Genomic DNA, 15,055 nt, shown 5'->3' on the forward strand with positions numbered 1-15,055 from the left:
CCGATATCCCTCTTTATCGATACGAGGTATTTCCATGAAAGCGATGATTCTGAAATCTTTCGGCGGTCCTGATTCGTTCGAACTGAGCGACGTTACCAAACCGGTTCCGCAAGCGGGCCAAGTGCTGGTCCGGGTGCACGCCACTTCCATCAATCCGCTGGATTACCAGGTGCGGCGCGGTGACTATCCCGATCTGGTGCCCCTGCCGGCCATCACCGGGCACGACGTATCGGGCGTGGTTGAAGCTGTCGGGCCCGGCGTCAGCGCCTTCGCGCCGGGCGACGAAGTCTGGTACACCCCGCAGATATTCGACGGGCAGGGCAGTTATGCCGAGTACCACGTGGCGGCCGAGAGCATCATCGCCAGGAAGCCTTCCTCGCTGAGCCACCTCGAGGCGGCCAGTCTGAGTCTGGTCGGCGGTACGGTTTGGGAAGCGCTGACCGTGCGCGCCGTGCTTCGGGTCGGCGAAAGCATTCTGATCCACGGCGGCGCCGGCGGTGTCGGCCATGTGGCGATTCAGGTGGCGAAAGCCATGGGCGCCAGGGTGTTCACCACCGTGCGTGATGACAATGCCGAGTTCGTTCGCAGCCTGGGTGCCGACGTGGTGATCGATTACACCCGGGAGGACTACGTCGAAGCGATCATGCGCGAAACCGCTGGCCACGGCGTCGATGTGGTGTTCGACACCATCGGCGGCGATACCCTGACCCGCAGCGCCGACGTGCTCGCCCAGCTTGGCCGCGTCGTCTCGATCGTCGACATCGCGCAGCCACAAAACCTCGTCCAGGCCTGGGGCAAGAACGCCAGCTATCACTTCGTTTTTACCCGGCAGAACCGTGGCAAGCTCGATGAGTTGAGTGCACTGGTCGAACGCGGTCAGCTGCGGCCACATGTTGGCGCCGTCTACTCATTAGCGGACATCCCACTTGCCCACGCTCGGCTGGAGAGCGCCAACAACGGACTCATAGGAAAAATCGCCATCGCCGTCGAGCCTTCGCTCATCGTCTGACCCCGTTCATTTTGGAGAACCATCATGGTTTACGAGATCGCTGTGCTGCCCGTCCACCCGCAACAGACTGAAGCCTTCCGACGCGCATTTGCCGAAGTAGAACCGTTGCTCACTCGCGCCAAGGGATACGGCGGCCACTTGCTGGCGCAGGGTATCGAAACGCCCGAGCAATTCAATTTGATCGTGCGCTGGCGGTCGCTTGAGGATCACTCTCCGGGGTTTGAAGAGAGTGACGACCACCAGCGGTTCATGCTGGGCCTGGAGGATTATTTTTCCGCAGAACCGAAGGTCTATCACATTGAGGGTGGTGCTTTTCCGGGTGGCGACTTTGGCGTTCCGGACAGCGGAGCCAGCGCAGGTATCTGAGGGGAGCGGGTGGCTGTTCGTCACAAGCGGCTGTGGCTGGTCGCGCACTGCTTGTGATGAATCGCCACATTCATTCCGCTATGGCCTGTTCATGGGGCAGGGATGGCAGGCAAAATGCCGCGTTTTCCATATGTCTCGTACTGCTGCTCATCCAAGGAAGGTTACTTGAAGCACGTCACTCTCCAAGCTTCCCTGCGCCCCGAAATCTGGCCAGCCGTTCTTTCATTGGTGCTGGCAAGCCTGATCACTACCGGCTGTTCGCGCTCCCATTCTCCAAAACCGGTGGAGCGCGATCCTTGTCTGGATGCCGGTCCAGCGAATACAACGGCCTACAACACATGCATGAGCGAGCGGGAAGAGCGCAAAGCTGAAGCGCTCAGAATACTGCTCAGTGATGATCCTGCTGACAATCGGCAACGGCAACTGGCCGAGCCCGGAGACGGCCATTTTCAACTGTCTGATTTTCCTGACGAGCCGATGCCGGCAAGTTTCCGCATGCCTGACAGTCTGCATCTCAAGGACACGCAAGCGTTTCCTTACAAGACTCGAATCAGCTGGAAATACGTGTCGGATCACCTCCTGCCAAGTCCAAAGGAATATGCGCGGATGATGCAAATGGACCGTCTGATCCAGGCAGCCGTAGCGGCGGATGGTTCAGCAAAGTGGGGGTGCACGGTCACAGGCGGACAACGCCTGGAGTGGGTTTTCTACACTCTGGATGACGCGGCCTTTGTCAGCCGTGTGCAGGCAGTTCTTGCTCAGACCGGGCCCTATCCTGTCGAGTTCAGCAGCCGTAAACAGGCAGATGTCAGTGCTGCGGTGCTGAATGCCGGAGAAATTCGACTCACGCCCAAACGATGCCTGGAGTGAAACAACCCTCGATGCATAAGCTTCTGAAACGTATTTCTCGCCATGCTTGAACGAAACAAACTGGTTCCTGAACTGATGGTCACCGAGCTGTCGAAGAGCTTGGCGTTCTGGGTGAACTGTCTGGGCTTCAAAGTGGCCTACCAGCGCCTTGAAGACGGTTTCGCCTACCTGGATCTGAACGGCGCGCAAGTGATGCTGGAGCAGTCCGATCCGCAGGCTGGCCAGTGGCTCACCGCGGCTCTGAGCAGGCCCTTTGGGCGCGGCATCAACCTGCAAATAGAGGTAGTCGCGGTCGCAGCTGTCCTCGAACGAATCGAACAAGCCGGTTTTCCCCTCTTTCGAAACTGCCAGGACACCTGGTATCGGGCAGACAGTGTGGAAACAGGGCAGCGGGAATTCATTGTGCAGGATCCCGACGGTTATCTCGTCAGGCTGGTTGAGCGATTAGGTGAGCGGCCGATCAGGGCCGCGGAGTAGGTGAGGTCCGCGGCACTTCGGCCCCTCGATTTTCCTCCCGCGTTAGCCCAGCGCTTTGGTGGTAGGCTGCATAACGTCAGCCGTACCTTCTGTACTCCTGAGTTTGCTCTTTTTGCTGTCTGCGCCGGCTCGACTGCCTGCGCCGATGGATTCCCTTTGCGGACTACAGCCATGCGCCTGCCAGATTTCATTCTCGAAAACCTAGAGCCGATCCTGCAGGCCTGGGAAGATTTCGCCCGCACCATCGAGACGCCTGGCGCGGAACTCGATAACGCCGCGCTGCGCGATCACGCCGAGCAGATGTTGCGCGCCATCGTCATCGATCTGCGCACCCGGCAGACGGTCAGCGAGCAACTGGCCAAGGCTCATGGCCAGGCGCCGCGCGACGATGAGGAAACGGCTGCGGAAACCCACGCGGTGACGCGATTAATGGCCGGTTTCACCATTGATCAGATGGTTTCCGAATACCGCGCGCTGCGTACCAGTGTGCTGAGCCAGTGGCTGCGTCAGGTCAAGGATGGCAAATCGGTGAATGTCGACGACATGACGCGTTTCCACGAAGCGATCGATCAGGCACTGGCTGAGTCGATTGCCAGCTATTCACGCGCCGTCGAGGCTTCGCGCAACGTGTTTCTGGGGATTCTCGGCCATGACTTGCGCACGCCGCTGGGGGCGATTCTGCTCGGCGCGGATATGTTGCGGCGTACCGAAAACGTCGACCCCCGTACCGGCAAAGTGGCCAGGCAGATTTATGCCAGCGTGCAGCGGGCCACTCAGATCGTTGGCGACCTGCTGGATCTGACGCGCTGCCAGATGGGACCGGGGATTCCGGTGAAAAAAGTCCAGATCGATCTCAATCCGTTGTGCGAGCGGGTTGTCGAGGAAATCCGCGCCTTTCATCCGCAGGCCAACGTTCTGTTCGATGCGAAGGAACCGGTGATGGGAGCGTTCGATGGCGCCAGGATGGAGCAGGTCTTTTCCAACATCATCAGCAATGCGGTGACCCACGGCGACAATCAGTTTCCGGTCACGGTCGAGTTGCAGGCGTTGGAGGAGGGTGCGGTCTTTACGGTGCACAACGGCGGTGAGCCGATCCCGGAGGATGTACTGCCGTTCATTTTCAACCCGATGGGGCGTTTCTCTCAGCGCTCCGTGGTGGATCACGGGCCCGTCGCTGGACTTGGGCTTGGCCTGTTTATCGCCTCGGAAATCGTCGCCTCACATGCGGGCTCGATTGAGGTGAGTTCTGATGGGTCAAGCGGAACCGTGTTTCGCGTCAAGCTTCCGGTTGATGCTGTTGGCCCTTTCGGCGTGTAGCCGATTTCATAAAGGGTCGAAGCGAACGCTTCGACCCTTCATCCACTTATTCCTCCATCACCTCAACCAAACCGCGATCCTCACCGAGGAAGCCGCCACTCTGGTGCTGCCACAACCGCGCATAGGTGCCGTTCTTCTCGAGCAATTGCGCGTGGGTGCCTTGTTCGATGATGCGGCCTTCGTCCATGACGATCAGCCGGTCCATTGCTGCAATGGTCGACAAACGGTGGGCGATGGCGATGACGGTTTTGCCCTGCATCATTTCATCGAGGCTTTCCTGGATCGCCACTTCGACTTCGGAGTCCAGCGCGCTGGTGGCTTCGTCGAGCAGCAGGATCGGCGCGTTTTTCAACATCACCCGGGCGATGGCGATGCGTTGGCGCTGGCCACCGGAGAGTTTGATGCCGCGCTCGCCGACCAGCGTGTCGTAGCCGCTGTGGCCCTGTTTGTCGCTCAACTGGCTGATGAACCCATCGGCCTGGGCGTTTACCGCGGCGCGGTGAATGTCCGCGTCGGTGGCGTCCGGGCGACCGTAAGCGATGTTGTCGCGGATCGAGCGGTGCAGCAGCGACGTGTCCTGGGTGACCATGCCGATCACACTGCGCAGGCTGTCCTGCGTCACCTTGGCGATGTTCTGGCCATCGATGCGAATCTCGCCGCGATCAACGTCATAGAAACGCAGCAGCAGGTTGATCAGCGTCGATTTGCCCGCACCGGAGCGACCAACCAGGCCGATTTTTTCGCCGGGGCGAATGTGCAGCGTCAGGCCGTCGAGCACCTGGCGCTCACCGTTGTAATTGAAGCTGACATTGTCGAAAACCACTTCGCCGCCGGCAGGCTCCAGCACCTTGGCGTCCGGCGCGTCCTGGACTTTCGGGCCGCTGGTCAGGGTGGCCATGCCGTCCTGCACAGTGCCGATGTTTTCGAACAGGGAGGTCATCTGCCACATGATCCAGTGCGACATGCCATTGATGCGCAACGCCATCGCAGTGATCGCCGCGACGGCGCCGGTGCCGACTTCGCCCTGGTGCCACAACCACAACGCATAACCGCCAGCGCCGAGAATCAACGCGACTACCAGCGCCTGATTGACGATCTCGAACTGGCTGACCAGACGCATCTGGCGGAAGCCGGTGAGTTTGAAATCTTCCATCGCCGCACGGGCAAAGTGCGCTTCACGCTTGGAGTGCGAAAACAGTTTGACCGTGGTGATGTTGGTGTAGGCGTCGGCAATCCGCCCGGTCATCGACGAGCGTGCATCGGCCTGCTCTTGGCCGACCTTGCCCAGACGCGGAACGAAATACACCATCGCCAGCCCGAACAGAACGATCCACGCCAGAAACGGCAGCATCAGCTTCAGTGCGAAGCCGCCGGCCAGCGCGATGATCGCGATGAAGTACACGCCGATGCCGGGGAGGATTTCGATCAGGGTGAACAACACCTCGCGCACCGACAACGCGGTTTGCATGACTTTGGTGGTGACCCGGCCGGAGAATTCATCGGAGAAGAACGACAGGCTCTGCCGCAGCATCAACCGGTGGAAGTCCCAGCGCAGGCGCAACGGCAAGTTGATCGCGAGGATCTGGTGCTGGACCATCGTGCGCATCGCGACCAGGCCGATACTGACCACCAGAACGATGCCGATGCCCCACAGCACGCGGCTTTCTTCGCTGCTCGCGGCACCGCCGGCTTTCCAGGTCGAGAGCAGATCCACCACTTGCCCGAGGAAGGAAAACAGCCATGCCTCGTAGATCGACACGCTGGCGCTGAGCAGGGCAAAGGCGAGAATGTAGCCGCGCGCGCCGCGGGTGCAGGCCCACAGAAATCGCATCAGGCCGACTGGCGGTGGCGGCGCCTCATCGGGTGGGAAGGGGTCGAGCCTTTGTTCGAACAGGCGAAGCATTGCGGTCTCCGAAGTGATCAGGGTGTGGGGATTCTGCCATCTATCGGCGGCGTTGCGGGTTTCACTGCCATCATCTGGATGAACCCCTGTGCCTTGTCTTGACCGCAGACGGGCGCAGAAGCTCAACGCAATCCTGCCAGGCGCAACCTTTCGTCGGTCATTCAAGCCTGACGTTGCACGCTCATCAACCTCTTTGAACTCTCGCGCCAGCTGCTCCGTCCTCTTCTATGTGGGGGCTCGAGGCATTCTTGCCGTGTAGTCCCGTTTTTCCGTTTTCAGTGAGAAGGCGAGGGGCGACATGAACACTTCAGACAGCAGGGCAGGGTTTGAGTCAGGCGATCCAAACGGCAAGCCTGAGCAGGGTTTTGACCATTTGAAAGACAACGTCAGCGAAGCACTTGGCGGCGCGCGGCAACAGGCCGATGCGCAATTCGGTCAGTATCGCGATACAGCGGCCGAGCAGATCGAAGCCTTGGCGCAAGGTGCGAAAAGCTTCGTCTCGGAACTGCAGGACAAGGACACCCTGGGCATGTCCGACTACCTGACCGACATGGCCGATTCCATGACCGGCCTGGCGGGCAATCTGCGCGGCAAGAGTGCCGAACAGTTATTGCACGATGCGGCGGATCTGGCGCGCAACAATCCGGGCTTGTTCATTGCCGGCAGCATTGCCATCGGTTTTGGCCTGTCGCGGTTTCTCAAGGCAGGCACGGCTGCGGCGGCAACGGTGAGCGCCGAACATGATCCGGCGGCAGGCTCGACATCGACGCCACCACCAGCCGATTACGGCGCTCAGCGACCTTATGAATCGTCAATGCCGTCATCGACCCAGCCCAATCCGGGACTTGCCACCGGCATCACCCCGACGTCACCCAGTGAGCATGATCACCCCTCTGATTTCGCAGCGGCTTCCGTACCGCATGCGCCCGACGCCAAAGGAGAACTGTGATGAACAGAGATGAATCTGATCTGAGCGGGGCAAGACCCCTCGGCCAAACGGATGACGCTTCGGTGGTCGGCTTGTTACGGCAACTGTCGCGCGAAGTGCCGGCGCTGTTCACCAAGGAACTGGCTCTGGCCAAAGCCGAACTGCAGAACAGTCTCACGACGTTGAAAGCCGGAATCGCTGCCGTTGCCGGCGGTGCGATCGTATTCCTCGCGGGCTTCATCATTCTGCTGATGTCGGCGGTCTATGGCCTGAGCATGTTCATGGCGCCATGGCTGGCCGCGCTGATCGTGGGCGTGGTGGTGATGATCATCGGCTTCGCCATGCTGCAATCCGGGAAAAAGCAATTCGAGCCATCTCACTTCAAACCTGATCGCACCCTCGACGCCTTGAACAAGGATCAGGAAGCGCTGCGGAGGAAAGTCTCATGAAAAGCGAACTGGATATCGAAGCCGAAAAAAGCCCGGAGCAGATCGAGCGTGAGATCGATGCGCAACGCGCGAGCATCGGCAACATCGTTGATCAACTGGAAAGCAAGTTCACTCCCGGGCAGATGATCGATCAGGCCTGGGGCATGATGCAGAGCAACGGCTCGACGTTCTTCACCAACCTCGGCACCAGCGTGCGCAACAACCCGGTGCCGGCAGTGCTGACATCGGTGGGCCTGCTCTGGCTGATGATCAGCCAGAATCGCCCGCCCGTGCCGCAACCGACCTATCGCAGTGGGCCGGATCAGGACAAGGCCGGCGCTTGGGCCGACGGTTTGACGGACGGCATCGACAGTGCGCGCGAGCACCTGCACTCGACCACCGACTCGCTGAAGGAGGGCTACCAGTCGCTGAAAGGCAAGGCCAGCCACCTCGGTGAAAATGTCGGTGCGGCGAAGGAAAACCTCAGCCATGCAATGCATGACGCCGGTGACCGCTTGTCGCGCAATTCGCAAGTGCTCGGCCAGCAGTTCAGTCACCTGCTTAAGGAGCAACCGCTGATGGTGGCTGCCGCTGGGGTTGCGCTCGGTGCGTTGCTCGGCGCGGCGTTGCCGACCACTTCCACCGAGCAGCGCTACATGGGCCGCACCAGTGCCGGCATGGTCGACAAAGCCAAGCAGAAAGCTCAAGAAGGTTATGAAGCGGTGCGTGACACGGTGACCCGGACCACCGAGCAGACCGAGGGTGAGACCAGACCGGATACGGCGCGGCCGTCGTCTTCGGATCTGTCGCAGGGGCTGGGTACGTCTTGACGCTGAGAGATAAGGGAGGCCTGTAATGGGCCTCTCTTTTTTTGCGCTCGAATCAAGTCGATACCTCGTTCTGCACACCTTGCAGATATTCCACCAACGTCTGCGCGCACGCCTCGATCGCGCCGTCGACCACCAGTTCGAACCCATGGGTGTTCTCGGTCGGGATCGCAATGCATCCGGCCTGGGCGCTGATTCCCGAGCTCATCACCGCGCTGGCATCCGAGGCGAAATCCACCAGCAGGGCGAACTGCGGATCGAAACCGCAACGCTTGGCCGCATCGGCCAAAGCCATGACCACGCCGCGCGAGTAATAGCCTTTCTGGTCGCCGGTATCGATGATCGGGTCGACGCTCAATCGCGTTGCGTACTCGCTCATCACCGGGCCGACTTCCACCGCGATTGTGGTATCGCCAGGCAAGTGCGCGGCCGCGTACATCGCACCTGCGTTGCTTTCTTCTTCGAGGGTGGTGAAGACGAAATAGGTGTCGTGCGGCAATTGGGTTTTGCTGTGCTTGAGCCGCTCGGCGGCCAGGAGCATGGCGACCACCGGCGCGCGGTCATCGAGAAAATGCGCAGCGGTGGCATCGCCCACCCGGAACGGCGTGCGCCAATGCTGGCTGAGCACAACCCGAGTGCCGGGACGCACGCCCATGTCTTGCAGAGCTTGCGGATCATGACGGGTGATGATGTGCACGTCTTTCCATTCCACCGCGCCGCTCATCACATCCTGGCCCTGCGGCGAGCCCGCCGTGGCGTGCATCGAACCGAATGACAGAACCCCGGGCAGGGTCTGCGCATCGCCGAGAATATCTACCGGGCACACACCGAAATTCACCGGGTTCGCCCCACCCAACGCCACCACCCGCAACGTGCCGTCCGGCTCGACGCGTTTGACCACCATGGCGATCTCATCCATGTGGCCCATGATGCGCACGGCGTGCTGGCCATCCAGATCTGGTTTGCCGCCCCTGAGCAGGCCGATGACATTGCCGGCCCGGTCGGTCCGGACCTCATCGCAATGGCGCTGCAGTTCTTCCAGGCAGATCGCCCGGACCTCGTCCTCCTGACCGCCGGGCCCGCGCGCCATGAGCAAGCGGCTCAATAGCGCCTGGGTTGATTCGTGGGAGTTGCGCGGCGAAGGCGCCTGAGTATCCGACATGCTGCTGACCCTCCTTGCATCGGCGGACGTGTATCGACCGCTCTGGGTTTTAGGGGGCAGATTGGCGGGAAAATTCAGATCGCGTGGTGCCAGGGTATCGCGATGCCGCTGGACCTGTGGGATGTTTTGTTTGGGATGGAGATCGTGGGTTTGCCCCGGACCACCGTGGGAGCGAGCCTGCTCGCGAAAGCGGTGTGTCATTCAACGCGGATGTATCTGATCTGGCGCGTTCGCGAGCAGGCTCTCTCCCACAGATGTTTTGTTTGGGATGGAGATCGTGGGTTTGCCCCGGACCACCGTGGGAGCGAGCTTGCTCGCGAAAGCGGTGTGTCATTCAACGCGGATGTAACTGATCTGGCGCCTTCGCGAGCAGGCTCGCTCCCACAGATGTTTTGTTTGGGATGGAGATCGTGGGTTTGCCCCGGACCACTGTGGGAGCGAGCCTGCTCGCGAAAGCGGTGTGTCATTCAACGCGGATGTATCTGATCTGGCGCCTTCGCGAGCAGGCTCGCTCCCACAGGGAATCGGTGTTTGGCTTAGGTGATTTGTTATGTCAGTGATTGTATTTCAACGCTTCGACAAACGCCGCGAACGCTGCCGAGCCTTGGCGCCGGTTCGGGTAATACAGGTGATACCCCTGAAACGTCGGGCACCAGTCGCTCAACACTTCCACCAATCGTCCATTCGCCAGATACGGCGCGACCAATTGCTCGGGCACGTACGCCACGCCGATACCATCCACGGCGGCATTGAGCACATGCATGATGCTGTTGAACACCAGTTGCCCGTCAACCTTCACGCTGAAATCCTGACCGTTGTGCGCGAACTCCCAGGCGTAAATCGCGCCGGCCGGTTGATGGCGGATGTTGATGCAGGTGTGCTCCATCAACTGATGAGGCGTGGCGGGGGGCGGGTGGCGGGCGAAGTAATCGGGCGAGGCGACCACGGCCAGGCGCCAGTCCGGGCCGATACGTACGGCGATCATGTCTTTGCTGATCGACTCGCCCAGACGGATACCGGCGTCGAAGCGCTCCTTGACCACATTGGTGAAGCCATAATCGACGTAGAACTCCAACGTGATGTCCGGGTAGTCCTTCAGAAATCCGGTAAGCATCGGCCGGATGCACAACTCGATCTGATCGTCCGTGCAGGAAATCCGGATAGTACCGCTGGGCTTGTCGCGCAGTTCACCGAGGGCTTCGAGCTCGGCGCTGATCTGCTCGAACAGTGGCGCAATCGAACGCATCAGGCGCTCGCCGGCCTCGGTCGGCGAGACGTTGCGCGTAGTGCGGGCGAGCAAGCGAATGCCCAGGCGCTGCTCCAGCGCGCGAACTGTGTGGCTCAGCGCTGACGGCGTAACGCCGAGGCGCGCGGCGGCTTTGGTGAAACTCTGCTCCTGCGCCACCGCCAGAAATGCCTGGAGGTCGTTGACTTTGGCGTTGCTCATTGCTGAATTTTTCTCAAAAGCACATGAAGATTACGGTTACTAATCAAGTTAAGCCCAATCCGTCAAGCTTTGCAGCCTGAGTAGCGCGGCAGAAATGCCGCGCCCGATTCTTCTCCAAAGCAGGTTTTTCATGACTGCCCAAGTAATTGATAACCCGACAGCCCAGTCCATGGGCACGTCCTCGGCTGGCGAGCAGCCGGCGTACTGGAGCGGCGTGTTCGCGATGACCTTGTGTGTATTCGCGCTGATCGCTTCCGAATTCATGCCGGTCAGTCTGCTCACGCCGATGGCAACGGATTTGCACATCAGCGAAGGCCTGGCCGGATACGGCATCGCCATTTCCGGCGCGTTCGCGGTGCTGACCAGCCTGACGATCACCAGGCTCGCCGGCTCCATGGATCGCAAGAGCCTGTTGCTGCTGTTGACCGCGCTGATGTGCGCCTCCGGGCTGGTGGTCGCTCTGGCGCCCAACTACACGGTGTACATGATCGGCCGCGCATTGATCGGCGTGGTGATCGGCGGCTTCTGGTCGATGTCGGCGGCGCTGGCCATGCGCCTGGTGCCGCCTGCCAGCGTGCCTAAGGCTCTGGCGATTTTTAACGGCGGCAATGCTTTGGCCACGGTGGTGGCGGCGCCGTTGGGCAGTTATCTCGGCATTCTGATGGGCTGGCGCGGGGCGTTTTTCTGCCTGATACCGGTGGCGCTGATTGCGCTGCTCTGGCAGTGGATCAGCCTGCCCGCGCTCCCCGCTGCGCCGCGCAAGGCGAATGCTGGCAATGTTTTCGCCTTGTTCAAAAGTCGCCGGGTGGCGTTGGGCATGTTCGGCGCCGGGCTGTTCTTCATGGGCCAGTTCGTGCTGTTCACCTATCTGCGACCGTTTCTCGAAACTGTTACCCGGGTCGACGTTTCGGTGCTGTCGATGATTCTGCTGGTCATTGGTGTGGCCGGGTTCATCGGCACCGTGGTCATCGGGTCAGTGCTGAAGTCAGGTTTGTACAGAGTGGTGATCGCCATTCCGCTGTTGATGGCGATGATCGCTGTGGCGCTGATCGGGCTGGGCAGCTCAGTGATCGCGGCATTCGTGTTGCTGGGCTTATGGGGATTGATCGCGACCGCCGCGCCGGTCGGCTGGTGGTCGTGGCTGGCGCGCACGCTGCCCGACGATGCCGAAGCGGGCGGTGGGTTGATGGTGGCGGTGGTGCAGTTGTCGATCGCTTCGGGGTCTACCGTCGGCGGTCTGCTGTTCGACGGCAGCGGTTATCGGCTGACCTTCTTCGCCAGCGCGGCGTTGCTGGTGCTGGCGGCGCTGATGACGTGGCTGACGTCGCGGCAGACAGCCTGACTCAGCTTTCGATGTTCTCGACCGGCGCCTGCGCAGCTTCGGCTTCCAGCTTCAGGCGATCGGCCTTGCAGATATATTTGGGCTTTTTCGGCGCCAGTTTGGCGTTGGCCTTTTTGGCCTTTTCCTTGAACAGCTGCTGTAGCTTCTTTTGACGATTCATGATTTTTCGATTGCGGGTGGAGAGGGTGGGAATCCTGACGCAAGGCCGAGTGGTCAGCAAGGAGAAATCCACTAAGCTGAGCACAATGCTTCAGACCCGCGAACCGAAGGAACCGTCCATGAGAAAAGCTCGCAGATTGATTGCCGCGTTATCCTGCCTCGCGCTGATAGTGGGCAGCACGACGGCGCTGGCCGACCCCGGCAATGGCAAGGGCCAGGGTGGACAGGGCAACGGCAAAGGCAAACCGCAGAACGTGCAGGATCACGGCAAACAGGGCGGGGGCGGCCAAGGCAATGGCAACAAGGGCCAGCAATCCTCGGGCAATCGCGGCGGCGGTCCGAGCGTTGACCGGGGCAATATTCTCGGCATCATCGATGGTTATCGCGGATACTGGAATCCGGAACCGCCGCTACCACCCGGCATTCAAAAGAATCTGGCGCGGGGCAAACCGTTGCCCCCGGGCATCGCCAAGAAGCTGGACGGGCGGATGCTCGGCCACTTGCCTCACTATGATGGCTACGAATGGCAACAGGTGGGCACCGACCTGATTCTCGTTGCGCTGGCCACCGGGCTGGTTTACGAAATTCTCAATGGTGCGTTCGATTAATTCGCGGTGAGGAGTGGCAGCATGTGCCGCTCCTTTTTATGCGTGTATTGCTGCAAGCTGTGCAGCAATGAACTGCATTCATTCCGGCTTGTTCGTGGAATCCTGAGCTTTCAGACTGAGCTGAACGATAAACGACTGAACGGAGATCAACATGGTCAACGCAATCCGCTTCACCGAAACGGGCGCTCCGGATGTGTTGCAACTGCAAACGGTCAGCGAGCAAGCCCCCGGTCCCGGCGAAGTCTGGCTGGAGCAAGAGGCGGTGGGCGTCAATTACCTCGACGTCAGCCAACGCAAAGGGGCGGTGCCGGTGGCGCTGCCATCCGGGCTGGGTCTGGAAGGCGCGGGCCGGGTTTCGGTTGTCGGTGCTGGTGTGAGCAATGTCCGCGTGGGGGATCGGGTCGCTTACGCTACGGGTCCTTTGGGCGGTTACGCCTCGGCGCGGTTGTTTCCGGCAGAGCGGCTGGTGAAAATCCCCGAGGAGTTGTCGTTCGAAGACGCGGCGGCGGTGCTGTTCAAGGGCATCACTGCGCAATACCTGCTGAAAGCGACTTACCCGGTCGGGCCGGGCACGACGATGCTGCTATATGGCGTCGCGGGAGGGCTGGGGGAAATCATGGTGCCGTGGGCCAAGCACCTTGGCGCGACGGTGATCGGTGTGGTGTCGAAACAGGCCAGTGTCGACAAGGCTCGCGCGTCGGGCTGTGACGAAGTGCTGGTGTTCAATGCCGAGACCCTCGCCGCCGATGTGTTGCGTATCACCGACGGGCTCAAGGTCGACGTGGTGTATGACCCGATTGGCCGGGTGTCTTTTCAGGCGTCGCTGGACAGCTTGCGCCCACGCGGACTGATGGTCTCGTTCGGCGCACAGACCGGCGCGCCGGCAGCGGTGGATATGGCCACGCTCAACGCCAAGGGCTCGCTGTTCCTGACCCGTCCATCGCTGGCCGCACACACAGCCACAACTGCGGAATATCAGGAACGTGCGCAAGATGTGTTGGCCGCTGTTGCCGCCAGTATCATCACGCCGCAGATCCGTGCGCGTTATCCATTGGCCGATGCGGCGCGAGCGCATGCCGATCTCGAGTCGGGGCGATCATCAGGGGCGATCATTCTAAAACCATGAATCTGGATGTTCTGAGCAATCCCCACAGCGATGAGATCGCTGCCTTTCTCGCCGTCGCCGCACAAGGCTCGTTTGTCGCGGCGGGCCGTTTGTTGCAACGCCATCCGACCATCGTGTCCAAGCGCCTCGCCGCCATCGAGAAACGTCTGGGCGTGCGGCTGGTCGAGCGCTCGACCCGACATGTGCGCATCACCGAGGCCGGCCTGCAACTCGAACAGCGCCTGCGCGCAGCCGTCGAGCTGATGAACGAGGCGCAGCAACAAGCGGTGCAGGGCGCCAGCGAAGTGCGCGGCACGTTGCGCCTGGCCTTGCCGGCGGCGATGGGGCGCTTGTGGCTGGGGCCGCTGCTGCCGGAATTTCTCAAGGCCCATCCGCACGTTTCGGTAATCGCCGATTACAGCGAAGGCCTCGTCGACATCATCGAGCAGGGCTTTGATGCGGCCATCCGCATCGGCGAACTGGACGACAATCGGCTGATCGCGAAAAAGCTCAGCGACCACCGACGGATTCTCTGTGCATCGCCGGCCTACATCGACGCGCACGGCATGCCGCAAACCCCGCAGGATCTGCTGCAGCACAATTGCCTGCGCTTCAGCGGGCTGGCGTCGTTCCCGTTGTGGCGCCTGTATCGCGGCAACGAACTGCAGACCATCACCCCTCGCGGCAATCTGACCGCCAGCGACAGCGAATCCCTGCTCGCCGCCGCCCGCGCCGACGCCGGCATACTCGGCGCTGGCGACTGGCTGATGAGCCGCGAGTTGGCGGCTGGGCGGTTGATCCAGGTGCTGCCCGACTGGCAGCTGGATTCGGCGGGCGGCGTTTATCTGGTCAGACCGTCATCACGGTTTCCGGCGGCGGCGGTGGTGGCGTTCAAGGAATGGATCGAAGCGAAATTCGATCCGGCGCCACCTTGGGCCCTCTGAACACCACAGCCTTCAGCGCCACCCCCGCCCCTGTAGGAGTGAGCCTGCTCGCGATAGCGGAGTGTCAGTCATAGTTGATCTGGCTGACCTGACGCTATCGCGAGCAGGCTCACTCCTACAGGGTTTGTGGTTTACTCAGAAAATTCCGAACACCACAAATCCA

General features: G+C 60.9%; 16 protein-coding genes. 12 read left to right on the top strand and 4 right to left on the bottom strand.

The window, feature by feature from the left end:
* Positions 1-34 precede the first annotated feature (34 nt).
* From J2Y90_RS16735 to J2Y90_RS16755, 5 genes are all read left to right on the top strand, one after another.
* Positions 35-1,009: a zinc-dependent alcohol dehydrogenase family protein gene (locus J2Y90_RS16735; RefSeq protein WP_253500910.1), complete on the top strand. Its 975-nt coding sequence runs from the start codon at positions 35-37 to the stop codon at positions 1,007-1,009.
* 24 nt (positions 1,010-1,033) lie between these two features.
* On the top strand, positions 1,034-1,375 hold the full coding sequence (locus J2Y90_RS16740; protein ID WP_253500911.1) for an antibiotic biosynthesis monooxygenase family protein: 342 nt from the start codon (positions 1,034-1,036) through the stop codon (positions 1,373-1,375).
* A 165-nt stretch (positions 1,376-1,540) separates the two neighbouring features.
* Positions 1,541-2,245, top strand: coding sequence for a DUF695 domain-containing protein (locus J2Y90_RS16745; RefSeq protein ID WP_253500912.1), 705 nt, complete (start codon positions 1,541-1,543; stop codon positions 2,243-2,245).
* Between the two features lie 42 nt (positions 2,246-2,287).
* Positions 2,288-2,722, top strand: a complete 435-nt coding sequence (locus tag J2Y90_RS16750) for a bleomycin resistance protein (protein ID WP_253500913.1) — start codon at positions 2,288-2,290, stop codon at positions 2,720-2,722.
* Between the two features lie 171 nt (positions 2,723-2,893).
* Entirely contained in the window at positions 2,894-4,039 is a 1,146-nt protein-coding gene (locus tag J2Y90_RS16755; protein ID WP_253500914.1) for a sensor histidine kinase, read from the top strand.
* Positions 4,040-4,085: 46 nt separating this feature from the next.
* Here J2Y90_RS16755 and J2Y90_RS16760 read toward each other — a convergent pair whose 3' ends face one another.
* A complete protein-coding gene (locus tag J2Y90_RS16760) occupies positions 4,086-5,942 on the bottom strand; it encodes an ABC transporter ATP-binding protein (protein ID WP_253500915.1) in 1,857 nt (618 codons plus the stop codon).
* Positions 5,943-6,240: 298 nt separating this feature from the next.
* Here J2Y90_RS16760 and J2Y90_RS16765 point away from each other — a divergent pair, with 298 nt between their 5' ends.
* From J2Y90_RS16765 to J2Y90_RS16775, 3 genes are read left to right on the top strand one after another with little or no spacing between them, the layout of a single operon-like run.
* Positions 6,241-6,891: a hypothetical protein gene (locus tag J2Y90_RS16765; protein WP_253500916.1), complete on the top strand. Its 651-nt coding sequence runs from the start codon at positions 6,241-6,243 to the stop codon at positions 6,889-6,891.
* Positions 6,891-7,319, top strand: coding sequence for a phage holin family protein (locus J2Y90_RS16770; RefSeq protein WP_253500917.1), 429 nt, complete (start codon positions 6,891-6,893; stop codon positions 7,317-7,319). Before J2Y90_RS16765 ends, J2Y90_RS16770 begins: the two co-directional genes overlap by 1 nt.
* Positions 7,316-8,128 carry a DUF3618 domain-containing protein gene (locus J2Y90_RS16775; protein ID WP_253500918.1) on the top strand — a complete coding sequence of 271 codons (813 nt, stop codon included), beginning with the start codon at positions 7,316-7,318 and terminating at the stop codon, positions 8,126-8,128. The genes J2Y90_RS16770 and J2Y90_RS16775 overlap by 4 nt, the downstream gene beginning before the upstream one ends.
* A gap of 52 nt (positions 8,129-8,180) precedes the next feature.
* On the opposite strand, the gene J2Y90_RS16780 is transcribed toward J2Y90_RS16775, so the two are convergent.
* Complete coding sequence (locus tag J2Y90_RS16780; protein WP_253500919.1) at positions 8,181-9,287, bottom strand: M20/M25/M40 family metallo-hydrolase; 1,107 nt, start codon at positions 9,285-9,287, stop codon at positions 8,181-8,183.
* Between the two features lie 553 nt (positions 9,288-9,840).
* A complete protein-coding gene (locus J2Y90_RS16785; RefSeq protein ID WP_253500920.1) occupies positions 9,841-10,734 on the bottom strand; it encodes a LysR family transcriptional regulator in 894 nt (297 codons plus the stop codon).
* A 130-nt stretch (positions 10,735-10,864) separates the two neighbouring features.
* On the opposite strand from J2Y90_RS16785, the gene J2Y90_RS16790 reads away from it, so the two are divergent.
* Complete coding sequence (locus J2Y90_RS16790; RefSeq protein ID WP_429459352.1) at positions 10,865-12,076, top strand: MFS transporter; 1,212 nt, start codon at positions 10,865-10,867, stop codon at positions 12,074-12,076.
* 1 nt (position 12,077) lies between these two features.
* Here the strand turns inward: J2Y90_RS16790 and J2Y90_RS16795 are convergent, their stop codons facing one another.
* Positions 12,078-12,236 carry a DUF2986 domain-containing protein gene (locus tag J2Y90_RS16795; RefSeq protein ID WP_253500921.1) on the bottom strand — a complete coding sequence of 53 codons (159 nt, stop codon included), beginning with the start codon at positions 12,234-12,236 and terminating at the stop codon, positions 12,078-12,080.
* A gap of 118 nt (positions 12,237-12,354) precedes the next feature.
* On the opposite strand from J2Y90_RS16795, the gene J2Y90_RS16800 reads away from it, so the two are divergent.
* The 3 genes from J2Y90_RS16800 (at position 12,355) to J2Y90_RS16810 (ending at position 14,892) form a co-directional block, all read left to right on the top strand.
* Positions 12,355-12,843, top strand: a complete 489-nt coding sequence (locus tag J2Y90_RS16800) for an anti-virulence regulator CigR family protein (protein ID WP_253500922.1) — start codon at positions 12,355-12,357, stop codon at positions 12,841-12,843.
* Between the two features lie 151 nt (positions 12,844-12,994).
* Positions 12,995-13,969, top strand: coding sequence for a quinone oxidoreductase family protein (locus tag J2Y90_RS16805; RefSeq protein WP_253500923.1), 975 nt, complete (start codon positions 12,995-12,997; stop codon positions 13,967-13,969).
* On the top strand, positions 13,966-14,892 hold the full coding sequence (locus J2Y90_RS16810) for a LysR family transcriptional regulator (protein WP_253500924.1): 927 nt from the start codon (positions 13,966-13,968) through the stop codon (positions 14,890-14,892). The genes J2Y90_RS16805 and J2Y90_RS16810 overlap by 4 nt, the downstream gene beginning before the upstream one ends.
* Positions 14,893-15,055 lie beyond the last annotated feature (163 nt).

The sequence above is a fragment of the Pseudomonas koreensis genome (assembly GCF_024169245.1).
In the GTDB taxonomy this organism is placed as follows: Bacteria; Pseudomonadota; Gammaproteobacteria; order Pseudomonadales; family Pseudomonadaceae; genus Aquipseudomonas; species Aquipseudomonas koreensis_F.